At 56.4% G+C, this 26,931-nt stretch carries 4 protein-coding genes; all 4 read right to left on the reverse strand.

Annotated elements, in window-relative coordinates:
* Positions 1–7,827 (reverse strand): non-ribosomal peptide synthetase (locus VHE34_RS08455; protein ID WP_325586692.1); only part of this gene is annotated, 7,827 nt, incomplete at its 3' end.
* A gap of 13 nt (positions 7,828–7,840) precedes the next feature.
* Positions 7,841–9,565, reverse strand: coding sequence for a carbamoyltransferase N-terminal domain-containing protein (locus tag VHE34_RS08460; RefSeq protein ID WP_325586694.1), 1,725 nt, complete (start codon positions 9,563–9,565; stop codon positions 7,841–7,843).
* A 23-nt stretch (positions 9,566–9,588) separates the two neighbouring features.
* Positions 9,589–12,981 (reverse strand): amino acid adenylation domain-containing protein, encoded by a 3,393-nt coding sequence (locus VHE34_RS08465; RefSeq protein ID WP_325586696.1) that lies wholly within the window; start codon positions 12,979–12,981, stop codon positions 9,589–9,591.
* Positions 12,918–26,894, reverse strand: a complete 13,977-nt coding sequence (locus VHE34_RS08470; protein ID WP_325586698.1) for a non-ribosomal peptide synthetase — start codon at positions 26,892–26,894, stop codon at positions 12,918–12,920. Before VHE34_RS08470 ends, VHE34_RS08465 begins: the two co-directional genes overlap by 64 nt.
* Between the last annotated feature and the right edge of the window lie 37 nt (positions 26,895–26,931).

Here is a 26,931-nt window from a genome sequence, read left to right on the forward strand (position 1 = left end):
GAGGGGGCCTTGACCCCAGTCGAGGAGCAGCTGGAGCTGGTCGTTCTTCGGCAGGCCGGCGTGGGCGAGGGTAAGGTTATCCTGTTCGAGCATCTCGTCCATAAGCTGTTCGAGGAGCTGCAGCCAGCGTTCAATGGTAGACGCCTTGAACAAGGAAGTATTGTAGTTTATTCCGGCGTAGAGGTCGTCTCCCGATTCGCGGAAGTGAAAACTGATGTCAAATTTGCTTTCGGTGGATGGCCGCTGGTAGCTGCTGATGCGAAGAGCGGTGTCATTGCCGGGTGATTCGGGTTGTACCGCTTCGTGTACCACGAGCATACAATCGAAGATGGGCGACCGGCTGAAATCGCGGGTAAGATCAAGTTCGTCCACGAGCTTATCGAACGGATAATCTTCGTGTGCGAAGGCTGTCGTGACGAGCTGTCTTGCGGACGTCATCAGCTGATGAAGTGCCGCTTCCGGATCGATATTTGTCCGGAGAGCGATGGTATTGAGATAAAGTCCTACCTGATCCTGTAATTCCGGGAGATAGCGGCCGGTGACAGGAGTGCCGATGATGATATCGGTTTGTCCGGAGAGCCGATGGAGCAGGCATTGGACGAGTGCGAGCATATTCATGAATAGCGTCGAACCCTGGCGACTATTCTTCTTTTCCCATTTTTTGCCGGCACCGGTTAGTAACCGCCCAATGCTTTTGCCATCATAGGTTTGGACAACGGGACGGTCGAAATCGGCAGGCAGATGGAGCACGGGCAGGGTTCCTGCCAGCTGCGTGGTCCAAAAATCCCGTTTGAGTCGCCAGTGATCGTTCGCCAGCGACGACTGCCAAGTCGCATAATCCTTGTATTGAAGTGGAAGTAAACGCCAGTCGGGTCGGGCATCGGTCGAGGCGGCTTGATAAGCGGTCATCAGATCGCGGCCGAGGATGTTGAGCGACCACTCATCGGAAATGATGTGGTGCATGGTGAATGAGAAAAGGAATTGATGCCTGTCGAGCTGGATCAGTGCGGCCCGAAGGAGGGGGCCACTTTCCAGATCGAAGCGGTAACGGCTTTCCTGATCCAGGAATCGACCGATCGCTTCTTCCCTGTTGGCCTCGAAACGATAATCGAGGGCGGTGATGGTGAATCCGGGATCATCGGCGGAAAGGATGCGTTGTGCCGGCTGGCCGTCATGCATGACAAAGACGGTACGCAGCACTTCGTGACGACGGAGGAGTTGGCGCCAGGCTTCGAACCAGGCGGGTAAGAGCAGGTCGCCGTCGATGAGCATTGCCCCGGGGATATTGTAGGCGGAGCCGGTTTGTCCCATCTTATCCAGGAGCCACATGCGCCGTTGTGCGTGGGATACGGGATAGCATTCGGCGGCCGTCACCGGCGTTATCGGCGGCGCGGTGGTTGCTGTGGTGTCTTGCAGACTGCCGCACAACTCTTCGATAGTAGGATGAAGGAACAACTGTCGAAGGGTAAGTCGCCGGCCCATGCGTTCTTCGGTCATCGCGAGGAGGCGCATTCCTTTGAGGCTGTCGCCGCCCTGCTCGAAAAAATTATTGGTGATCGATGGCATCGGGTGGCCAAGGATGCACTCCCAGATACCGGCCATAATTTGTTGATCTGTCGTGACAGGAGGACGCGCGGAAGCATGGGAAATAGTTGGCCGAATGATCCGCTGCCAATCCTTTATTGTTTGTCCCAGGTCGGTAATGCCTGGCAGCCTGTCGACAACGTAAACGGACTGGGGTATCAGCGGAGGGGGTAGCACCGTCGCGAGTTGGTCCCGAAGAGAATCGACGAGCCGGGCGTCATCGAGGGCGACCAGGGGAGACATGAACCGGGACCGGTCTATTTTCCCATTCGGCGTCAACGGCATCTCCTCAATGAAGGCAATGGATTGCGGAACCATGTAAGCAGGCAGCTTGTCTATTAATTGTTGACGGATGAAGGCGGCGTCGCGGGATTGGTCAGGCGCTACAATGAGGAAGGCAGCCAGATAGCTCCCGTTGTCGTGGTGCGGGAAGGGTATAACTACTGCGTTAAGGATGCCGTCGACATGTTGCAGATGCTGTTCAATTTCCGGAAGTTCGATGCGATTCCCGTTGATCTTTACCTGACCGTCCATACGGCCGAAGAAATCGATGCTGCCGTCGGATCGCCAGCTGGCGATGTCGCCGGTACGGTACATGCGGGTGGTGCGATCTTCCGGATCATGCATGAAAGACGCGGCGGTCTTTTCCGGATCCCCGAAGTAACCGCGGCCTACACCGATGCCGGAAACATAGAGATTACCTTTGATGCCGATAGCACAGGGATCGTGCTGATCGTTGAGAATTCGGATGCGCATGTTAGGGATGGGCTTGCCGATCGGAATGCGGATTTCGGCGGGATCATACCCGGTGAGAATATGATGGGTGATGTCATCGGCTGCCTCGGTAGGGCCATATGCATTTACCAGACGGACGCGCGGAAAGATGTCGAACCATTTTTTTACCAATGAAGGATGGAGGGTTTCTCCGGTCATCAGCACGAATTCGGGCTGCCAGCTGATCGGTTCCCGGCGCTGTTCTAATACGGTAAGCAGGGTGTGCGCGAAAGAAGGTACCATTTCCATGATCGTGGGAGCGTCGGTTTCCAGTCGTTTGAGCAGCGGGCCGACCTGTTGGAGCTGGTGGTCGGGATATATGAGGACCGTACCGCCGGTGACGATGGCTACGAGTAACTGCCAGATGGAGATGTCGAAGCTTTGTGGGGCGTTCTGAACGATGACGCTTTGCTGGTTGAGTTGCAGCAGATCGATCTTAGCGAAGAGATGGTTCATCATGCCGGCGTGTTCTATCATTACGCCTTTGGGCGTACCGGTAGTGCCGGAGGTATAAATGATGTAGGCGAGATCGCCGGGTGTTAGCCGGCTAGCGAATTCCTGGGATTGATCTATACCATTAAGCCGGGATGACTCCTCTATCAGAATGGTATCAACCATCCGGTTTAGGTCGTCCCGGGAAATCACCGATTTCTCGTCGAGGAAAGTGGCGTTGGTGGTTAGCAGATGCCGGGCTTTTACTGCTTGGATGATGTGGGCGGCACGTTGAAAGGGAAGATCTATCCCCAGCGGCAGGTACACCGCGCCGAGACGGAAAATGGCAAGCATAGCGATCAGCAAATCTTCGGACCGGGTGCAATATACCGGGATGATCTCGCCTTTTTGGATGCCTTGGGAATCGAGGAGTTGGGCCAAGAAGATGCTACGATGGGCCAGTTCGAGATAGGTGAGTTCCTTATGCTCCGAGCGGACCGCGATGTTATCGGGATGGCGCCGGCACCAGTGATCGAGGTAATCGGGGAGGAATCGGGTGGTATCAATGGGTTTGGCGGGCTGTTGGAAGGACTCGATAAGCGCGAGTTCTTTGCTAGTGACTGGTGGGTTGTTTGTTTGCGTTTCGAGCGGCTCGGCGGATGGGATAGCTGCAGGTGTTGGTAAGGTACGCTGAACGAAGGCTATCAGGTCAGCATCCCGGGTGACGACAAGGCTGGCCGCTATTTCGGGATGTTGATTGATAACAGACTCAATGTCGACGGCGTTGAGCCGGTAGCCTTTGTGGTAGAGGAGTTTTCCTGCCGGGACAGTGAGGCGGATATCGTTGTTTGCTGTTCGAATCGCTCGCCGATTTGTCGGCTGGAGATCACCGGAAGTTGGGCCGACGAATAATAGTCCTTCTGCGTCTATCGGGACCGTTGCTCCCCAGCTGTCGCGTATCTGTGCATATTGGCCATTGTAGGCAATGGGCAGTTTTTCCGCGGGGGGCAAATAGTCGATCTGGCGCAGGAGGATGCTATCGGCATTGACGGCGGTTTCGGCCAGGCGGCAGAAATAATCGACAAGCCGCCCGACAGTGTCGGGGAGGAAGAGTCCGGTATTATAGAATATGTCGACGCGAATTTTGTCACTGCTCTCGACGAAGTGGAAGGTGAGATCGAACTTGCTCGTCGTGACGGCGGTGGCGACGGGTGTTATCCCAAGGTCCGGAAGGGGGGAGTCGATGTTTTCGCCGCTTTCGTTTCTATACACGACCATGACGTCGAAAAGGGGGAAGCGGCTCGGGTCCGGATCTTTTGCCAACTGTTCGACCAGGATATCAAAGGGATAGGACTGATGGGCGAAGGCGCCGGTGACGACCGACCGGCAATGGGCTAGTAGGCTTGCGAGCGGCTGATCGGGATTGGCGCGAATGCGGAGGGCCAGGGTATTGGCAAAGAGGCCTAACTGATCTTCGAGTTCGGCTTCTTCCCGGCCGAGGACGGGGGTGCCGAGGATGATGTCATCCTGATCGCCATATTTCGAGAGAAGGAGCCAGGTGAAAGAGAGCAGGGTCATGAAGCTGGTGATGCCGTTGCGGCGGTTCAACTGGTGCATGTCGCGCACGAAAGAGGCTGGTAGTTCCCTGGTGACGCGGTTGCCGAAATAGCTTCGTTGTAACGTCCTTGGATGGTCGAGCGGCAGATTCAAAACCGGAAGAGTACCTTCGAAACTGCTTTGCCAGAAAAGTTCTTCTTGCCGGCGCCGTTCGGTTTGGGTCTGGCTTAGTAGCCAAACCGCGATATCCTTATGTTGGATGCGCAGGTTCGGGAGCAAGGTTGGATTGGGGTTGCCCGCTTGAGCGTATAGCAGACACAGATCGCGCAACAGGATGCGGAACGACCATTGGTCGGTGACCGCGTGATGGGCGGAAACGGCGAGCAGGTGCTGGTCCTTGGAGAGGCGGAACAGCGACAGGCGGATGAGGGGACCTGTGAGCAGGTCGAAGGGTTGGGCGGCTAGGCCGTCGATGGCCTGCTGGGCGGATGCGTCAAGGTCGGATTGGGTAGAAAGGTCGACGATCTTCAAACCTGGGATGCTGTCGGCGTCGAGTATTTTTTGTCTGGGTTCGCCGTGTAGCAAAGGGAGACAGGTGCGGAGTACTTCATGCCGTTCGATCAGGAGCCGGCACGCCGTCGCCAGGCGCTGGGTATCGAGGCTGCCGGTCAATCGGAAGGCATTGGTTTCGTTGTAAGCCAGGAGGGGCTCTGGTGATGCCTGGTCAAGGATCCAAAGGCGGCGCTGGGCGTGCGTGACGGGATAATCGGCCGCCGGCGGCGCGGGGGGGATCAGCTGACCGGTTAAACTGGCTTGCCGGGGGAGAACGCGCTTGTCGATGAGGTCGGCAAACTGGCGAACGGTGGGATATCTAAAAAAGTCCTCGAAATCCAGGCGGATATTGTATTGGGTGCGGAGACGATTCAGGACTTGGTTGGCGAGAAGCGAGTGGCCGCCCAGCTGGAAAAAATCATCATCTACCGTCAAATTGTCCTTTTTTAATACCTCTTTCCAAACCAGCAGGATCCCATCCGCGGTGGTCATGCGACTTTCGACATAACTGCGGAAGGAGCTGAATGCGGGATAGTCGAAGATATCCTCGAAAGAAAGGGACAGGTGGAGCTTGCGGCGCAGGACGTTGATCATTTTCGTCGCTTTCAACGAGTTGCCGCCGGCCGCGAAGAAATCGGTTTCCGCGTCGGTAATGGAAATTGTCAGTGCTGATTCCCAAGCGAGGCGGAGTAGTTTTCCCAACGGGTCAGTAAGAATTGGAGACAGAAGGGGCGACGGAGAGGCCGATGGGGTACTATTATCCGGGCGGAAGGCGGGGTGAACGTCTTCCCTTATCCAGCATCGGGTGGAAACGAAGATGCGGGATGGGAGGGCGATGCAGTTGCCGGCGTAGCCGGATCGGTAAGGTTGTTTGAGGGCATACCCCGCGTCGAAAAGGGCCGAGCAGAGGTGTGCTGCGCGGTTCGAGTGATCGGCTTCGATCAATGCGAATGTATGACAGGAGACGGGCAGGGGTGACAGATTGGTTAGAAATCGATAGATGAGGTTGGCGGTGTCGGCGGCGACGAAGAAGGGGGTGGCATCCTGTGCTTCGCGGAGGATGAGTTTTGTGGTGCGGACAGACAAATCGTTCTCCGGAAGTGGTTGATGGGTCTCGAGCGCGAGCGCCATTGTCTGCAGGTCGATGCGACCGTCGATGTATTCGGCGATCCATTTTCCGCGTCCGATCCCAACCATCTTCCCCGGTGTAAATCCCATTGCACAAAGCGACTGGTAAGCGGCTAATTCTGTCAGGGCCATGTTGATCGTTTGGGTCAACGGCAGGCCGGTCTCCGCAAACCTGGTGCGGAGCAGGTCAAGCGATGGACGCAGGAAGGAGTACCTGTGGTGGGCAGGGTCCGCCGTTAGAACGCTGCCGCCGAGCAGGAAGATGAGGAGAGGTGGTTTTGCCTCCGATTGGGTATTGGCAGCTAGAAGGAAGGACTCGAGGGAGCTCTGTAATTGGTGGACGGAGGCGGCGAGGAAGGCTTTGCGATGGGAAAAATGCTCACGCCGGGAGGTCAAAGTAAAACTGAGGTCGGCAATCGAGGTATCGGGATTAAGGCGGACATAGTTAAGTATTTCCTGCGCAAAGGCCGTCAATCCTTGCTCATGCCAGGAAGACAACCAAACGGGATAACTATCGCCTGTTCGGGAAATGGTTGGCGTAATTGCGGGAGCGTCCTCGACGACCACGTGGCAGTTGGTGCCGCTAAAGCCGATGGAACTGACGGCGGCGAGATGCGATCCGCTGCCGGATACTCTCATTAGGGTCGCCTGTTGGCTTATGTAGACCGAACCTTTGTTGAAATCGATATGAGGGTTGGAGCGACCGGTGTAGATGGCGGGAAAGACGGCGCCCTGCTGGACCGACAGAATGGCTTTGACCAGGCCGGCGAGGCCGGCCGCCGAGCGGCTATGCCCGATGTTCGCCTTGACGGTGGAGATGGGACAGGACTTTGGGTCTGCGCCGAATTGAGCAAAAGCGCGGTTGAGGCCGGCTACTTCGAGACTATCGCCCAATTGGGTGCCTGAACCGTGCGCTTCGATGAAGCCGATGTCGCGTGGGTCGATCCCCGCTTTTTTCCAGGACCGGACGATGACGTCGGCCTGGGCGATACTGTCTGGAGCGGTGAGGCTGGCGGAACGGGCGGCGTTATTGTTGACGGCGGAAGAACGGATGACTGCCTGGATCGGATCGCCGTGTTGCCGGGCGAGCGACAGGCGTTTGAGAAGAAGCGTGATGACCGCTTCGCCGTATACCATGCCGTTTGATCTGTCAGAGAAGGGGATCGACAGTCCATCGGGGGAATCCACTTCGATATGCTGGCCGGGGTCGAGGAAGGGAAACAGTTCGAGATTAACCCCACAGACAAACGCCTGGTCGGCATTGTCCAACAGCAACTCGTTGCAGGCGTGGTGGAGTGCTACGAGACCCGAGGAGCAGGAAGTGTCGACGACAGCGACCGAACCTTGAAGATCGAAAACGCGATTGATTCGGGCGGCCAGGAATTCGGATGCATTGCCGGTGACGAGCGTAGGCGCGAATTCCTCAGCGTGCCGGTAGTATTGCATGCTGGCGTGTGCGACAAAAACGGCGGTGTTGGTGCCACGGAGATCGTTGCGCGTGTAGCCGGCGTTTTCCATGCATTCGTGGACGCGTTCGATGAGCAAACGTTGGTGGGGATCCATATGGATCGCTTCCCCTGCGGGGATCTGGAAGAAGGCGTGATCGAAACAGTCGATGCGATCCAGGTAGCCGCGGCGTTGGTAGCGCCGGTGGGGCGGGAGGGTGGTGAGCGCAAGCCTTTCCGGTGATATTTCGCCGATGGCGCCGATGCCCTTTTGCAACTGCCGGGAAAACTCGGAAAGGTTTGCTGCGCCGGGAAACTGGCCGGCCATGCCGATAACTGCGATTTGCTGTTCCATGAAAGAAATGAATTCAGGCGATTTGTGCCGCGTGTTGTTCGGTAGGTTGTCTTAGGAGTCTGCTTGTTCGTTCGAAGAGCGTACAGTCGCTCCAGATGTAATTCGTGCCTGCCCATGCGGCCGCGGAGGTTACGTCGGGGAAAAATCCCTTTCCATGAAAATTGGCGCTGGTGTTGCAGAGCAGGGGAATACCGCTCTCGGCGCAAAAATGCATCAGCAGTTCGTGTATCTCGGGATTTTGCGAGCTATTGACCGTTTGAAGCCGGGCTGAGCCGTCGAGATGGGTAACGGCAGGAATTCGGTGCAGCCATTGTCTCCTGACCTGGTGATCGAAGAGCATATAGGGGTCGGCGTGACCCGGTGAGAAGATATCGGCGGCATATTCCTCAAGGCAGATGGGGGAGACCGGGCGATAATGTTCACGCTGTTTGATGTCGTTGAGGATGTCCTTCATTCCCGGCGAGGCAGGGGAAGCGAGAATGCTTCTGTTGCCGAGGGCCCGTGGCCCGAGTTCGGCGCGGCCGTTGAGAAAGACTACCGGTTCTCCCGAGTGGTGGAGAAGGGACGCCAGTTCTTTTAGCGAACAGGCTCTTGGCTGCCATCCTTCCGGGGCGGAGGGACGCCCGAGGGCAGGGCCGCCGTAGACGTTCCAATCCAGGCAGGTAAGGCCCGTGCGTTTGTATAGTAATGCGGCGGCCATTCCAATGGCGCTGCCCGAATCGTTGGGGAAGGGAGGGACGTAGACCTGGCGGAACAGGCCGCTTTGCCTGATCTGGCTGTTCCATTTGATGTTGAGGGCGCACCCGCCGGCGAGGCAAAGGTTGCCGGCTTTTAGTGGTGTGCGGCTTAGTTTCTGCCCCAGTTTTTCAACCAGCATGGATCCGAGGTAATCATGAAAGGTGGCGAGGATGTTCTCATCGGGGATATCACACCCTTCGATGCTCTTTTTGAATTCGTTGGTGAAAACGTTGGCGAAGCCCATCGGGGTTTCGTAATGTTCGTAATAGACATCATCCATCTTTTTGAACAATTCGGGCTGGACTTTTCCCAGAGCGATATAGGCCATGACCTTACCGGCCACAGACAGGCTGTCTTTTGCAAAGTTTCCTTTGACCCGGAATGGTCCGAAGTGTTGGGCGAAGATGGAGTACATATTGCCGATCATGAGAAAAAGCGGGCCCAGATTGGTCATGGTATTAACGGCGGGATCGAAATGATAGAGCCGGGGATACATGCCGCCGTCCCAGATAAGGAGGAAGGCCGGTTCTTTTTTTGCGGCGAAGGGGCTGGTGGCGTAGGCGCTCATCAGGTGCCCGGTGACGTGGAGGAAACTGCTGTATGGCAACTGTGCTCCTTTGTAAGGAAGCCGGTTGAAGCGAAACTCTTCCAGGACGTCGCTGGCCAGCGTTTTTTCCTGGTAGCGGGCTACGGGCAGCTCTGCTTCGCGGCCAAAATTGAGAAGGGAGAGGAAATTGTTTTCGGCAGTTATTTGCAATCTGGGTTGTACGGCTAGGGCATCGGCGTCATCGCCGCCCCATCCATCCACTACGAACTCGTCGATGCCGGAAAGGGTGAATCCCTCCCGGGCAAGCAGCTGTTCTACATCGCGGATATCCTCGATGGCTGAATAACGGTCATTGTTGCCGATTTTTTCCATTTCGATGCTAAATAGCAACCGGTTGTCCTGGAGCAGCGCGACGGCTCCGTCATGCGTTAGTTTAAGTCCGCAGATTAGCATATGTTATATTTTGAAGTTGGCTGTTAGAATTCGACGAGTTCGGGACCTGTTTCTTTTTGGAGGCTGGCGTCCGGTTCTCCGATGAGCGTGGAGAGCTCGCTGACTGTAGGATGGCTGAAAAGATCGTTTATTTCGAAAGAACCGGGGAAAAGTTGATTGAGATCGCTTTGGGCTTTGACGGCTTTGAGCGAATCCAGGCCGCGGGTAAAGAGGTTCTCTGAGACGCCGATGTGGTCAGTGTCCAGCAGGGTCCGGAAATAGGCGGCCAGTCGCTGCTGCAATGGCGATAGGGTGGAATCTATGTCGTGTGGCGGAAGGTTCACGGCGTCGATAGCTGCCAGGGTGCGTGGCTTATCCAGTTTGCCGTTCATGGTCAGGGGAAGCTGCTGCAAGGGAATGATCAAATTGGGTATCCAAGCGGAGGGTAGTTGTGCCAGCAGGAAACTCCGGATAGCGTTTGGATCGACGGCTGTACGACTGGAATAAACGGCGACCAGGTCTTTTTGTTCCTGCTTACCGCAGCGGAGAAATACGGCGCACTGGGTGATTCCGGGGACAAGGCTGATTAGTTTTTCGATCTCGCCTGGTTCGATGCGCTGACCGTTGAATTTAATCTGGTCATCCAGCCGGCCGGCGCATTCGAAGACACCATTGCGCCTTTTCCTTCCTTTGTCGCCTGTCCGGTAGGCCCTTGCGCCGGAGGCAAGGGCAAGCGATATGAAGCGCTTCGCCTGCTCGTTCTGTCGGTTGAGATAACCTTTTCCTACGCCACTTCCGGCGACGACGATCTCCCCCCAGACGTCTTCGGGGACGGGTTGCAGGTATTCGTCCGTAATATAAACGGAGGCAAAGGGAACCGGAATGCCGATGCTGTGGGGGAGGCGATTGGCGGTTACCCGTTCGACCGTGCAGCCTACGGTGGTTTCGGTAGGCCCATATTCATTATAGATAATGATCGCGGGATTTAACTTTTGCAGTAGTGTTATGTGCCGTTGCAACAACTCTTCCCCACCGCAAATGACGGCGTCGACAGGAAAGGAGCCGGGTTCGAGCATAGCGAGAAGGTCAAGATGAGAAGGGGTCAATTTAGCCAGGCCATACTTTTTGCCGGATACAGCGGCGTTGGCTATCTCCGACATGCTCTCCATTTGCTGGTTTGCGGGGAGGATGTCGATGGCGCCTCCCGTCAGCAATGGCAGGAAGAGGGAAGTGATGGTCAGGTCGAATGAGATGGACGTGAACCAGGGAACAAGGCCGCTGCTGATGCCTTCGTAGTAGTATACGGAGGCCCAGTCGAGGTAGTTCAATAAATTATTATTGGTTATGGCGACGCCTTTTGGCTGACCGGTCGAGCCGGAGGTGTACATCAGGTAGGCGGTTTGATCGGGAAGTATCGTAGTCGCCGGTAGCCGGGCGGGTTCGGTGCTGTTGTCCAATTGGATATCGACGGCCATGATCCTTCCCTTGTAGCCCTGGGGAAGACGGAAGATATGGTCGGCTGTTGTGAGCAGGATGGCGGTCCCGCTGTCCTGGAGGATGTGGGCGAGTCTGTCTTTTGGGAGGCCGGTATCGATGGGAAGAAAGGAATGACCGGTTTTTATGATTGCCCACAGGCAGACAAGGGAATCGGGGCTATTGTCGAGGAAGATGGCGATGACGGACGGCTCGTCGGCAGGAGGTGCTGCGGCGTTCCGATCGGGTTGAATCATATCGAGCAGCTGGCGCGCCAGGTTGTCGGAACGGGTATCGAGCCATTGATAGGTGTAGGTCTGCTGGTGGTAGCAGATCGCCGGTTGCCGGCTGTATTTGGCGGCGCTTTCGATCAGGCGGTTGCGAAGGGGTGTTTTGTTGGCCGCAGTTACCAAAGGGCGGGTGATCGGCCGTTTGTCGTCAAACAGAGGGAGTCGATCGATGGCCATTTGCGGGTCGGCGACGGCTGCTTTCATCCCATTGGCGAGATGGGTGCACATCGCGCTGACGAAGGGTTCGTCGAAGAGATCCGTATTGTATTCGACGGACAGGGACAAATGCTCCTCATTATCCGAAAAAGTAAAGGTCAGATCGAATTTACTGGTGAACGAGGGTGTTCTCAGAGAGCGGACGCCGATGGATGGGTTACCGGGATCACCGCTAATCGCAAAATAGTCGATCATGCAATCGAAGAATGGGGAGCGGCTGAGGTCGCGGATCTGATACCGTTCCTGTACCAAAGTTTCGAAGGGATAGGCCTGATGGCTGAGTGCCCCGAGGAGGACGGAGGCGGATTGGTCCAGCAGCTGATGAAACGATGTTTCCGGCTGGAGGCGCAGGCAAAGCGGGAGGGTTTGGGCATAAAGGCCAATCTGATCTTGCAGGGCTAATTTTGGATTGGCGACAGAGGTGCCGATAATGATATCCCGCTGCGAGCTATATCGTTTGAAGAGAACGGTCAGCAAAGCGAGAAGCGAGGAAAAAAAACTGCACTGCCGGGTTTTGCTTAGCTGGCGGAACGGCCCTACGATCACCTCCGGGAAAACAACGGATAAAAAGTTGCCATTGAAAGTTTTTCGTGCCGGCCGGTCGACCTTATAGGGCAGGACCAGCGGCTCCGGAACGGTGGGAAAAACTTCCAGCCAATAGCTTCTGTCTTTTGCAAATTCCGGGGAGTGACGGGCGATGCGCTCGGCGAGGACGTAATTTCCGTATTGTCTGGAAAGCGGGTCACGGGAAAAGGGCGCGCCCGTGACGAGGGAATGATAGTTCTGAAGGGCTTCGTTGAACAATACCTGCAGGGACAGGGCGTCGCAGATGATATGATGGATCACGATGGAGACGATATGGCTTTTTTCGGGTGTTTCCGAGAGGCGGATCTTCAGCAGGGGGCCTTTTTCGAGATGTAGACGAATTCCGGACGACCAGTGCCCGAGTTCTTCGAGGAACTCAGCTGTTACTGACGCCTGATCTATTTCAATGGTCATCTCTTCCTGGGGGATCACCCACTGATATGGAATGCCGTCGCGGACGAGAAACACGGTACGAAGGATATCGTGGCGGTCGATCACCATTCGGAATGCCTGGACGACCATTGGGATATTCAGTGGGCCGTCCAGAGCGAAATGATGGGTAACGTAGTACGCCCGGGAGTGAGGATCGGTCTGGCAAAGGAACCATAGCCGCTGCTGCTGGCTGGAAAGAGGGAGCATTTTTCCGCGCAGGAGTTCCGTTAGCGTCTCTTTTTGTGTCCGTACGCGTTGCAGAAGAGCGGGGCTGGGCGGTTCGCCGAAGTAATCGAGCGCGAGCTGCTGTTGCCGCAGGCTGATGGTTATTCCTGCAATGTGGAGATCCTCCAGCAGGGTGATGGCTTCGGTGAGGCTCATATGAGGATAGTTGATGGTTGGGTTGACTGGATTGGGCTCATAAGTGGGGCTGCTGCGCATACGGCGTCGAGTTGTGCGGCAAGCGACTCGATCGTAGGATGGAGGAACACCTGGCGAATGGAGAAGGATACATTCCATTGCTGTTCGATCCTTGCCGAAAGTTGTGCCGCACTTAGAGAATGGCCGCCGATGGCAAAGAAATTCTGATCGATCCCCTGCACCGGTCTATTCAGGATAGATGTCCAGATGCCGGCGAGGGAAACCTGGGTTTCGGTACATGGCGGCTTTGCGGCGATGTGCCCGGCCGTATGCAACTCGCGTGGTGCCGGGAGGGCTTTCCGATCAATCTTGCCGTTTTCGTTAAGGGGCCAGGCGGTTAAATGGACAAAATACGCCGGCAACATGTATTCCGGCAGGTATTGGGCAAGGTGTGCCGTCATGGCAGGTATGGAAAGGGGTTGCGGGCCGACATAATAGGCAACGAGATAGGGAAGGCCGGCGTTGTCCTTGCCGGCGGCTACGAGGGCCTGTTCAACGCCTTCGAGTTGAGAGAGGGTGACCTCGATCTCTCCCAGTTCTACGCGGAAGCCGCGGATCTTGACCTGGAAGTCTTTTCTGCCGAGGAATTCCATCTGTCCCCCGGATGTCATGCGGCCCAGATCGCCGGTTCGGTACATGCGGCTACCGGGTTCGGTGCGGAAAGGGTCGGGGAGGAAGGCGGCGGCCGTTTTCTCGGGATCGTCCCTATACCCATCAGCGACGCCGCATCCGCCGATATAGAGTTCTCCGGTGACGCCTGCCGGTACGGGGTTCAGGTATTCATCCAGGATGTAGAAGTAGTTATTCGTGATGGGGCGGCCGTAGGGGATGCTTTTCCAATGCGGATCGATGCTGGTTACGGGGTAGAAGTTGGACCACACTGTTGCCTCGGTGGCGCCGCCGAGCGACACGAACTGTGCGGCGGGGAAGAAGGGCTTCATGCGCTGGGGGAGTTGGACGGGGACCCAGTCGCCACTATTAAAGGCCACGCGGAGGGACTGCTGGAGATACCCGGCATTTTCGTATTCCAGCTCTGTGACCAGGTAATTCAGCGTTGTCGGAACGGAATCCCAGAAGGTGATGGCCTCGTCCGTGAGCAGGGTTTTCAGACGGCCGATATTTTGGACATCTTCCTCCGTTGCGATGACGATGGTGCCTCCGGCGGCCAGCGTACCGAAGATATCATAGACCGAAAGATCGAAACACATCGACGTGACGAACAGCAGGCGTTCGTTCTCCGTCACGGCAAACTGGCTGTTGACCCATTCGACGAGATTGACGGCGGAATGATGTTGGATCATGACGCCTTTGGGCCGGCCGGATGAGCCAGAAGTATAAATGATGTAGGCAAGCGAATGCGGTGCGTGGACGGAGCCGGGAATGACCGGATGATTGTCGACGGGTGCGGGCGCGTTTTCGGCAAGGATAACCGGTAGTGCGGTTAGGGAATGGGGAAGCGAATCGATTGTGTCGGGATCGTCGGTAACGATGGCGGTGACCCCGGCGTTGGTGAGAATATATTCTTTCCTTTCGTCGGGATATCGCGGGTCTACCGGCACATAAGCGGCGCCGGACTGCAATATAGCGAGCATGGCGGCGATCATTGGCGGCCGGCGGTGGGTGATGACGGCGATCTTGTCCCCGGCCCGTACGCCATTGCCGACAAGTTGACCGGCGAGGCGACAACTCCAATGCTGCAGCTGCTGGTAGGTGATGCTTGCCCCGTCCTGGCGGATGGCAGGATGGTCGGGAAAACGTTGGACGCTTTCGGCAAACAGCCCGTGGAGTGTTTTGTCCCTGCCATAGGGGCGGGTAGTGTCGTTGAACTCGTATACGAGCCGGCTAATTTCGTCCGAAGAGAGATAGGGATGGGAGCCGACGGGTTTTTCAGGCTGGCTCACCAGCGCATGCAGCAGGGTCATTGCGTGTGCGGCCATGTGTTGGATACGTTCGGCGCTGAAAAGATCGCAATCGTAGCCGATCGTGCAGGTGATGGTATTGTTGACCGTGCTGAAATAGAAGGTGAGGTCGTATTTATTGGCCGAGCGGTCGTCATCCGGCAATTCGGATTCTACGGAGAACAGGCTTCCAGCAGTCTCGCGGCCATCGTCCGCTAATTTAAAGTCTTCGGATACGACCAGTATATCGAACAGTGCGGACCGGCCGGGTTGCCGTTGCAGGTTGAGTTCGCTGACAAGCTGATCGAAGGTAAAGGCCTGGTGTTGGAAGATGGCGAGCAGTTCGTCACGGACGTGGCCGACGACCGTGAAAAAATCCTCCTTATTATCGAGGGTGATCTGGCCTGGGAGCGTGTCGAGGAAGAGGCCTACGATGCGATGCAGCTCTGCCGTCGGCCGTCCGGCAACGGGAATGCCGAACAGCAGCTGATCCTGTCCGCTGTAGCGTTTTAGCAGGACCTGGGTAGCGGCCAGCAGGATGGAGAAGGGAGTCGTCCGGTGTTCGCGGCCGAAGGCCTGGACCAGCGCCGTTGTTTCCGTGGTGGCAGTTACGGTGACGCGGCGGCTGTGATACCGGCGGGTAGTAGGCCGGGGGAAGTCAGTGGGGATATTGACAACGGGTATCTCGCCACTAAATTTTTGCAGCCAGTATTGACGATGAGCGGCCATGTCCGGGTTGTCACCTGATGTTGCCTGCCAGTCGATGTAACGGGTGTAGGAGCTTTCCAGCGGCGGCAGATTTGGCTGTTCGCCTTTCAGCCGGGCGGTATAAAAAGCATACAGGTCCTCATCCATTATTTTTTTCGACCAGCCATCGACGATGATATGGTGGATGTTGATGAACAGCGTATAGGTATCCGGGGCCAATTGGAAAAGAAAGGCTTTGACCAGGGGTGGGATGGAAAGATCGAATGGAGTGTCCATCTGCCGCCGCATTTCTGTCTTGCATAGTTTGGCGGGGTCTTCGCTTGCGGAGAGGTCGATCGAAGTGATGGCATAGAGTGCGGGGTCATACTGTCCGATCCTAAGTTTTGGTAAGCCATTGCTGGTTGGAAAGGACGCGCGGAGGCATTCGTGGCGATCAATGAGGTCGTGCCATGCCGCCTGGAGGGCAACAGGATCGACATGGCCTTTTATCCGGCGGGCGAACGGGCTGTTGTAGATAGTTGGCTGGTTATCGAGCTGATCGACGAGCCAGAGTCTTTTTTGGGAAGCGCTGGGTTCAAGGAGCAGCGGTCCGGCGGGTGTGGACGTTGGTTGAGCGGGTAGTTGTTCCTGTCGATCTTTGCCGACCGGATTGATACCGGTCGTCATTTCGTTGAGATCGGGATAACGAAGGATGTGGCGGACGGGAAGATCGTAGCCTTTTTTACGGAGTAATCCGGCCAGAACGATAGCTTTTATCGAATCGCCGCCGAGCTCGAAGAAGTTATCGCTGAGCGCTACCGTCCTAGATGGGAACAGATCGTTTACGGTTCCGACGAGTGCTTTTTCGATGGGGGTGACGGCTTCTTTTTTTGCCGATTCCCCGGGCGGTTGGACTGCCGCGCTGATGGCGGCGGCGAGCGCTTTTCGGTCGAGTTTGCCGTTGGCATTCAGCGGGAGTGCTTCCAGGCTGATAAAGTGGCGGGGTATCATATAGTCCGGCAGTAATGCGTAGAGGTCTTCTCTGATCGTCGCCGGGTTCAGGTTAGATCTGGTCTGATAAACCGCCAGAAGGTAAGGAGGAATCAGCTGTTCGTCTGTTGCGGCCGGGGCCGGTTCGGATACCGTGAGGACCGCCGCGTTGGCGATGCCTGGCAGGCGAAGGAGTGCGGCTTCCACTTCGGCTAGCTCAATCCTGTGGCCGTTTATTTTTACCTGTTCATCCCGGCGGCCGAGGAAGTTGAGTTGCCCGTCGGGCATCCACTTAGCCCAGTCACCCGAGCGATAGAGCGGAATTCCCGTCAGAGAGGAGGGGTGAACCATTTTTTGGTGATAGGCCGGTTGATCCCCGAGGTAGGTGCGGAGCAATCCTTTGCCAGAAATGAAAAGTTCGCCGGGGATACCGGGAGGACAGGGTTGGAATTCGGCGTCGAGTATGAAGACGCTGTTGCCGGCCATCGGCCGGCCGATCGGCAGGAAGGCGGGCAGCTCGTGAAATGGTTGCTTGTTGGAGACGGCATAAACGGCACAGCCAACGGTTGCTTCGGTAGGGCCATATTCGTTGATGATCGTTATTTCCTCTTTGAAGGCCGTCGAAAAAAGGAAATGGAGCTGAGCCGATGCTACTTTTTCGCCACCGAGTACCAGGGTATGGAAGGGTAGGGTGTTGGATTGTTGAAGGGCGGCTTGCAACAGCGGCAGGTGGCTGGGGGTGATCTTGAGAAAATCATACGGGGCGCAGGCGAGAAATTCGGTCGTCCCGAAAGGGTCAACAGCATCGGCGGGTGAGAGAACGAGCGGTTTGCCGGTGACGAGCGGGAGGAACAGCGCGGTGAGGGAGGCATCGAAGGATACGGGCATGTGAAAATAGGAGGCCGCCTTTGTCGGTCGTGCCGTTATGTACAGATCTTTTGCGCCGGCGCAATAATTCATCAGGCTACTATGGTCGATGACTACACCTTTTGGCTTTCCTGAAGAGCCGGATGTGTAGAGAACATAGGCAATTTCTGTCGGGCCAGGGAAATGGGTGGAAAGGATCGGCTCGTCGTCCCGTGGAGAGTCGATTCCTTCTTCCGGGAGAAGCACGAGCTGTTCACTCCGCCCGGTAAAGAGGTGCGCGTTGGGACCGTTTGTCAGGATGATGGCTGGCTTGCAGTCCTCAACGATCGTGGTAAGGCGCGCGGCGGGCTGCAAGGGATCGATGGGAACGAAGGCTGCCCCGGATAGCATTGTTGCGAGAATGGCTACTACGAGTTGGCTGCTTCTCGGATGGCAGACTACTACGGTGACGCCGGGGCAGGCGCCTTTTGCCGACAAGTGGGCGGCTAGCTGGCAGCACTGCATATGGAGCTGCCGATAGGTGAGTTGTTGATCGCCCTGTAACACGGCGACTGCTTCGGGCAGGCTATTGGCGATATGGTGAAATGCTTCTATAACGGTTGGGACAGAAGGTCGGGATGAATGGGGAGAAGCGGACATTTTCATCAATGCGGAGCGCTCCAACGATGAGAGGTAGTCGATCTCTCCGAGTCTCCCGGTTTCGCCGGCGACAAAAGCGTTTACGATATTGAAGAAATGGCCGGTCATGTTCCGGACGTCGTCATGCGTGGCGGCGTTGGCATCGTAGCGGAAAGAGCAAAGCAGTTGTTTGTTTTTGTCGTCGGGAATAATGACAAGGGCAAAGGCGTAGTCGGACCGGTCTGTTTCCTGGGCAGCGAGAAGTTGAAGCGGGGATGTGATTGTCGTCGGGCCGCCGGTGGCTGTCATGGGTTGGGCCATGGGGAAATTCTCAAAAACGAAAAGATGATCGAGAGCGAGGTCGGGTTTACCGGCGGTGCGCAGGACTTCGGTTAGACGATTGAAATGGTGAGGAAGCGTGCTGATGGCGTTTCGCTGAATGGCTAACAGATAGGCAGCGACGGTAGTGTCGCTTTCGTATCGGACGCGAAGGGGGATGGTGTTCATCAGCAGGCCTATGATCTCTTCAGCGCCTTCCAGCTGAGATGGGCGACCCGAGACGACGGTGCCGAACACCACGTCTTTGGTGCAGTTATAACGGGCCAACAGGTAGGACCAGACACCGACAAAAAAGGTGTTTATGGTGATGCCGGTGCGCTGACAAAGGTTCTGAATCGTTTGGCAGGTTGGGGTATCGAGGATCAATTGTTGTTCACTCTGGCGGCGCGGCCGGGTGTGGTCGCTGCGTTGCAGAAAGGGCAATCCCGCTGGTCCTTCGTACCCCTGCAAGTACTGCTTCCAGAAGAGAAGGCCTGCATGGCTGTCAACGGTCTGAAGCCACGCAATATACTCATTAAAGGGACGGGCTGGGGCGAGCTTGGGGAGGCTGCCGGTGAGTAGCGATCCGTAGAGCTGGTATAGATCCCGGACCAGGTTGGCGATGCTCCAGCCATCCAATATAATGTGATGATAGGTCCAGATGAGGGTGAAGGTTTGTTCGCCGGTGGTAATCGCCGTCAGGCGGATGAGCGATGGAACGTTGAGATCGAATGAACTGTCCTGTTCGGTTTGCAGAATAGCGGAGAGTATCTCCTCTTTGTTGGGGGAAAGGGAAATATCGTGGTGCGCGAATCGGGGCGTTGGCTGTTCCTGTATCTTTTGGATCAATGTTCCATCTTCGCTTGTATGGAAAGAAGTCGATAAAACAGGATGGCGTTGCAGCAACAGCTGGTACGCTTGTTCCAGCACCGCAGGTTGCAGGCTACCGCTGAAATGAAGGACTTTATCGACCTTATAGGTTTGGCCGGCAGGGTCGATGCTCCAGTGATAATAGATGCCTTCCTGCAGCGGCGACAAGGGATAGACTTGCCGTTGGTTATTGCCGATGACAACGGGATCTTCGGTAAGGGCTGTGATGAAGTCATGCAACTGCTGTCGATAGTTTTTTGCGAGTGCCGTCATTTGGCCGGCGGTGTAGCAATCGCGACTGTATTGGACAATGACCTCGAGTTTGCCCTCCACGATGACGGCATTGATGCGGATGCCGCAGCCGCGGCTATTCTCCGATGCAGAGTCCATGCCTTTTTCTAAACGGGAGAATTGGAACAGCGGTTCCTCCGTGGAGGAGAAGAAGGTATTGTTGAAGTCACCGAAGTAATTAAAGACGAGGTTTTCTTTTTGGAGCAGATCGGGTAGTTGAGGAAAGTGACCGCTGCTGCGCAGCAGTCCATAGCCGATTCCTTTCATCGGTACGGCAGCGAGTTGGGCGGCGGTACGGTGCAGGATGGCCACAGGATCTGTTTCCCTATCGAGGGAAAGGAGGAAGGGGAAACAGGTGGAGAACCAGCCGATCGTTCCGGCGGCGCTGAGCCCTTTCCCGGCCGATTCGCGGCCGTGTCCTTCGAGAACGATCAGGTGATCGTTGTTCCCGGATAGTTGGTGCAACGTGGCGCCGAGGGCGGCCAGGAGCAGGTGCTGGAGGTCGCAGCCATATTTTTTATGAAGGCCTGTGGAGGCCTGGCGGGTGCGGACGGAATCCAGGACGAAGCGAATGTTCTCGGTATCTGCGACGAGATTTTGTCCGGTAGCGCTGGGGACAAAAGCACGCACTGCACTTTTGGATAAAATGGAGGACCAATAAACGGCTTCTTCCGATGCTTCGAGTCGTGTGGTGAGTTCGGCGAGATGATCCGACCACTGTGCCAGGGTGATAGTTGGTTGGGGTGGTGGGGTGGGGACGCCGTTTGTCAAACGACGATAGGTATCCTGAAGGTCTTCGAGTAATACGCGCCAGCTGAGGCCATCGGTGACGAGGTGGTGCATGACCAGGAAGAGAAAGTCGCCTTCGGCGGTGGAAAACAGGCAGGCCTTTGCGAGGGGCGCAGCGGAGATATCGAAGGAGGCCTGGAGGGTCTCACAGTGTTCGATCATGGTGTCGCAACCGGCCAATTGATCCTGCAATACGAGCTGCTGCAGCGGGAAGAGGTTGTCGGAGGTGTTGACGAGCGATTGTTTCCAGGTGCCATCAACGAATGAAAAGATGGCTTTGAAGGCATCGTGGCGGCTGGCGATGAGGCGGAGTGATTCGCCAAGGAGGAAAGGGTCGATCCTTTGAGTCGCCTGTAACAGGAGTGATTGATTGAAATGCCTTTTGTTTTTGACGTTGCCGGTGAGGAACTGGAATTGAGCGGGGAAAAGAGGGAGTCCGGTGGGAGTACCGCCTGTCGATTGAAGTAGCACCGAATGGGTAGCATCCGCGAGCGGGAAGCTGGCGGGTTTCACGTTAATTCCTTCCAGGGCATGGCAAAGATCGCGGATGAGAGGATGGGTGAAAATATCCGTCACTTCGCAGGGGTAGCCGGCTTTGATCAGTCGGGAAGAGAGCTGGATGGCTTTTATGGAATCTCCACCCAGTTGGAAAAAGTTGTCGGTAAGGCCTATTCGGGAGACGCCGAAGGAACCGGCAAAAATCTCCGCAACAGCTTTCTCGACGGGGGTTACCGGGGCTACATAGTCCGATCGTTCCGCTTCTGGAAGGGGTGCCGTCAGGCGGCCCATGTCGATCTTGCCGCTGCTGCTCAGTGGCATTTCGGCGAGGACGATAAGCCGGGAAGGAACTGCATAATGGGGCAGCTTTGACTTAAGTTGTTGTAATAATTCTTCTGGTTTTGCGCTGGCTCCTGGCCGGAGAGTGACGAAGGCGAAGAGGACCGATCGGCTTTCGTCTTCGATGACCCGGGCGACGGCTGCGACGACATCTCCGGAGTCGAGAAGTGCGGACTCGATCTCACCCATCTCGACGCGGTACCCGTTGATCTTGTGTTGGAAGTCGCGCCGGCCAATGAATTCGATAGTGCCGTCAGGCAGCCAGCGGGCCAGATCGCCGGTGCGATAGATGATCTCCTTCGGGTCGAAGGGAGCGGGTCTAAATCGTTCGCTTGTCAATGCGGGCCGGTGAAGATAACCCAGGCCAACACCGGGTCCGCCAATGCATAATTCGCCGGTGATGCCGATGCCGCAAAGCCGATCGCGCATATCGAGGATATAAGCCTTCGAGGCGCCAATTGGTTTGCCTAGTACCGGACGGGTTGCAAAATGGTTTATGGCGATCTCACCGGCTTTGGCACCTTTCAGCGAGACGGGTTGCAGCAGCATGGCTACCGTTGCTTCTGTGGGGCCGTAGGAATTGAAAAATATGGTGTCGGGTTCGGTTTCCAGCCATTGAGCCAGGTCCGCTGGAACGATCTTTTCACCGCCGACGACGACCTTTTTCAGCTGAGTCGTCAGCCCGGATGTTTGTTTTGCGGAAAGCAGCAGTTTGAAATGACTGGGCGTTAATTTGATCAGGGTGATCGACTCTTCCGATAGCCAGTGAAGGACGGAAAGGGGGTCGAATAAAGAATTATGCGGGGCGATATAAAGGCAGCCGCCGGTAAGCAGGGTAGACCAGATGATGGTTTGGCAACTGTCGAAGCTGATGGAGGTGAACAGGAGGGCATTATCAAAGGGGCGGACTTCCAGGCTGTCGATGGACGCGCGGGCGTGGTTGGCGAGATTCTGATGGGAAATGAGGACGCCTTTTGGGTTCCCGGTCGATCCCGAGGTATAGATAATATAGAGCGGGCTTTGGGGTTGATGATTTTTTTCGATCGTTTTTAGGGGATAGGAGTTAAGCAGCGAGATGCCATCGTCGTCCAGTAACAATTTGCGGCGGGAAGTCTCGACGAGGACGTCTGTGATGAGGAGGTCTGCCTTTGAATCTTCGAGCAGATAAGTCATTCTGCTATCGGGAAGATTGGCGTCGATGGGCAGAAAGACCGCGCCGAGGCGGGCAATGGCGGCGTAGCTGAGGATAAGAAAGACGGACCGGCGCAGGTGTACGGCGACGATGGCGCCGGTGGTTATGCCGTATTTTTCTTTTAGTAGCAGGGCGAGTTGGTCGGATTGGGTCAGCAGCTGCGAGTAAGACAAGGAGCGTTGATCGTCCTGGAGGGCGGTACGTCCACCGAACTGACGACAGGCCGTAGCGAGCCAGTCGTCGATGGTGATTGGCGCCAGCGGGCGACCTGGTCCCTGGAAGCGGTGGAGAACGTTTTGGGTCTCTTCAGTTGAAAGGTAATCCCAATCTTTTATGGGTCTTTCCGTACCGGCTGCGATCTCCTTTATCAGCTTTGTAAGATGACCGATCAGCCGGCTGATCGTTGGCTCGTCGTATAAACCGGTGGCGTAAATGAGCCGTAACAGCAGGTCGTCACCATCGGGGAGGAAATGAAAGGTCAGGTCGAATTTGCTGTACCGGTCGGGAATCGTCATGGGTTCCGCGGCGAGTTGGCCGGAGGGCGATTCGGGATGGATAGGTTCATGCCAGACGACCATGATTGGGAAGGTGATGGGAGCGGTTGACTGTTGCTGGCGTTGGATGCCGGCGACGATCGATTCAAACGGGTAGGCCTTATGATCGAATGCTTCGAGCAGGGTAGTCGTTGCCTTTTTTAGGAGGTCTGTAAAGGTGTCCGAATCCGTGAAGCTGAGGCGGAGCGGGAGCGTATTCAGGTAAAGGCCGACCTGGTTTTCGAGCCCGGGCCTGTCTCTGAGGGATAAGGGGCTGAGCAGGGTATGGTCGGTGCAGCCGGTATAGTGATAGAGCAAGGAGGAGACGAGGGCGAGAAGGCCGGAAATCGTCGTCGACGGTGTTTGTCCGGAGGCGGACGTCAAAATGGGCAGCGCTCCGGGCAGGCGACGGGTGATGCTGTTGCCGCTGGAGGACCGGTCTGTTTTGGCCGGCCGGTCTGCGATGGGGATCGTCAGGGCGGGCAGATTGGCGAGTTTTTCTTGCCAGTAGGCGGCGGAAGACGGCTCATCCCATGACGGCTGGCGCGGTATACCGGTCGGGGATGCAACTGCGTTCGGATCGGAGTATAATCGAAGGATATCTTTTGAGAGGAGTTGGATAGACCACTCGTCGGCGATGATGTGGTGAATGGCGAAGAAGAAGACATGATGGTGGGGAGCGATCTTGATCAGCTGACCTTTGAAGAGGGGCCCTTGGTGCAGATCGAATACCGTCTCCTGAAGGTTTTTTTCAAACGTACCCACTGTGGCGGCGGGGTCAGTCTCGTGCGAGTGGTCGGCGAATGGGATGTCGGGCATAGTGGCGGACGGCGACAGCTGAAAATAAAGTTGTTCGTCGGTGACGAAGAACGTGGCGAGGAGCATAGGATGGATCTCGGGAAGGCGGCGCCACGCGGATTGCCAGGATGCGGCGTCGAAATTTCCTTTGAGGTCGAGTCCGCCGACGATGTTGTAGGCGCCGTCGGGCTGTTTGTGCTGTTGGGCGGCCCACATTCGCCATTGAGCGGGGGATGCGGGGTATATGGATGCGGGACTAGCTTCCGGATGGGAGGTGTGGCTGGTTGGCGGGTTCGCTACGATCGGTGTTCTATGAACTTCTATTTTGGGAGTTTCCGCGTTGATGAAATTCGGGTTTTCAACTGTTTTGCCGGCGAGTTCCGAGCGGATGAGTTTGGCAAGCGCGGGAAGGGTCGCATGCGCGAAGAGTTGCGACATCTTCAGGCGGAGGCGCCAGGTAGTTTCGATGCCCAGCAGTAACCGCATTGCTTTAAGGGAGTTACCGCCCAATTCAAAGAAGCCGGCGTTTTCGTCTATCTTTTGACGATCCAGGAGGGCCGTCCATTGTTGTTTCAGGCTCTCATAAATCGGATCTGCCTCGTGAGGATGGGCAGCGACAACCGGTATTGCCCGCTGCTTTCCGATTTCGGGTAGCAGTGGTTGGCCGGTGGATGAATAGTCGATATGGGTGACGCAGTAAACTTCTCTGGGTGTCATCCAGGCCGGCAACCGGGTGCGCCAGTAGGCTTTTATGCCGGCCAGTGACACCCCTTCCCGAGGGACAAGGTATACCACAGGATTTCGCTGTTTGCGCGAGATGGTTGGTACCAGTATTTCCTTTATAAGCGGGCGGTGGAAAAGCGCGTCGAGTAACCAACGTGGAGCTGACATGCGTGCACCATAAAACTCCAACAGAAGATTACCCGTCCACCTTGCCATGAGGCCCGTTTTGACGACATGGTTCTTTTGTCCGCGGCTGAACCATATGTTGCCGATCTGCCCGGGAACACAAGGGTTGCCCTGGCTGTCTCGAATGGTGACAGTGCAGCCCGGGAGGGCTTCGCAACAGCTGGGAGCTCCGGTGGGGGTGCTGTGAAGAATATCGCCGAAGTGGCCGGGTTCGCCGAAGAAGCAATGGAAGCGGGCGTTGGGGAAGGCGTTTCGCATGCCATCGAGGAGCGAATCGTTTATCTGTGTGCCATCAAATAGGCAACGGATGCCGGGAGAAAGAGCTTTGGCCCCGTTGTTTTTTTCGACATGATCGAGCAGTTGCAGGGTGCGTGGTCGCGAGAGGGGTAGTACGGTGACTTTGTCGGCGGCCCATTGTTCCAGCAGTGATTTTGGGTCGTTGACGTCCGCATAGATGCGGACACAGGCTCCGGAAAGCCAGGCCGAACACAGTTGCCATGCAGAGCCCGGATGGTGGATGGGGGACGTTTGAGCGAAGACGGACGTCGGGTCGAGATCCAGCACGCGCATTTTGTGGATCGATTCTGCTCTTAAGGATCGCGGGCTGGCGATGACGAGGCGGGCGGCGGGGTCGGAGACGGAAGGATAGAAAAGGAGATTTCCTGCGCTTTTTTTAGCATGGTCTTCGGCTACCGGTATGGTTGCATTCCATGCTTCTATGTTGTATTCCGGTATTCCCTGCCATCCGGGCGTATGTTGACTTGTGCATAGGATCAGGCTCACGCCCGCTTTGCGGGCGGTGTAACGGCGTTGCTCTTCCGGCAGCAGCGGATCGATTGGGACATAGCCGGCGCCGGACCGTAGAATGGCGAGGAAGGCTATAGCCCAAAGGGGATCCCTTTCCAAATGAACGCCGATCATGGGCTGCTTTTGGGCTGCTGTCAGGGAAAGCAGGCGGGAAGCGAGGGCGGTCGACAGCTGCTGAAGATGGCGATACGTGTAGCTGACGCGACCGTCGGAAACGGCAATATTGAACGGATAACGCGCTGCGATGGCATCGATCAATTGGATCAGGGTTCCAGCGGTGGCAGCAGCTGGAGTAAGCAGGTTATTTGCGTTGCCGCTTAGGGGATGCGTTGCAGTTTGGGAAAGCGAATCCAGGAGCCTACCCTGCTCGTCCTGTACCAGGCGATCGAGCACACGAACAAAATACCCGGCGATCAGCGAGGCTGTGCCGGGCGCGAAAATATCCGTATCGTAGATCAGCTGGGCGGTGAGATCGTTACCACTGGTCTCGATAAAGGCGAATTCAAGGTCGAAGCGGGACGTGAGCTTGTTTTCGCGCGGCGCGGTTTCTTTGAAGAAGCCGGAGGTGAATAGCTCGATCCCCTCGCTTTGCGCCGATTGGTAGTTGAACAACACGGACAGCAGGGGCGCTTGGCCATCGCCGAGCTGGTGGTCAGGCTGCTGGAGGATATCTTCGAGGGTGTACTCCTGGTGGGCGAGGGCGTCGCGGAAGGTGGCGGAAGTAACCCGGACGGCATCGGCTAGCGTGTCGGCGCTCGTGAATTTGGTCCTGATGAGCAGGGTATTGACGAAACAGCCGGGCAGGGTATGCAGTTGGTAGTGATTTCGGCCGGTTACGGGTATCCCCGTCACGATGTCCAACTGATCGGCAAAACAGGCCAGGACCGCATGGAGAGTAGACAAAAGACAAACGGCCGTTGACAGCTGTTTGCGTTTGCAATAGGCCGTTAGCGTGGATAGAGTCGGCGGAGTGAGGGTAATGGGTGTAGATGCGCCGAGATAGGATTTTGCAGCGGGTCTTGGGAAGTCGGTGGGTAATTGGAGGAGGGGTAGTTGTCGGAGCTGGGCGTGCCAGTAGTCAGCGGACCGGCGCATATCCGGGGAGGCGAGTTTTTGTTCCATCCAGGCGGTGTAGTCGCGGTATTGGAGAGTGGGGGCCGGGACGGGTGAGGGTTGGCCATTTAAGAGGGCGTTGTAATGGCGGGAGAGTTCGCCGAACAGCAGGTGGAGGGACCAGCCGTCGCTGATGGTATGGTGCAGGACGCCGATGAGCAGATGACGGTCGTTTCTGTGGAGCAGGGAGAGGCGGAGCAGTGGTCCCTGGTCGAGGCGGAAGGCGAATCGTTCTTCCTGCAGGAGTCGTTCGTCCCATTGCTGCTGGGAATAGTGGGAGAGGTCTTCTTCGATGATGGTGATGAAGCCTGGGCGGGAGGGGGTGATGAGCTGAAGAAGTTCGCCCTGCTGAAGAACGAACCGGGTACGGAGGATCTCGTGGTGGTCGACGAGCAGGTCGAGGCTTTGTTGGAGGATGGAGAGCTGGAAGTCTCCGTCGAGCCAGTAAGCGCCG

The sequence above is a fragment of the Puia sp. genome (assembly GCF_035546395.1).
GTDB lineage: Bacteria > Bacteroidota > Bacteroidia > Chitinophagales > Chitinophagaceae > Puia.

Coding starts and splice junctions, on each gene's coding strand:
- VHE34_RS08460 (WP_325586694.1), bottom strand. CDS start 9,565: ATGCTAATCTGCGGACTTAAACTAACGCATGACGGAGCCGTCGCGCTG.
- VHE34_RS08465 (WP_325586696.1), bottom strand. CDS start 12,981: ATGCGCAGCAGCCCCACTTATGAGCCCAATCCAGTCAACCCAACCATC.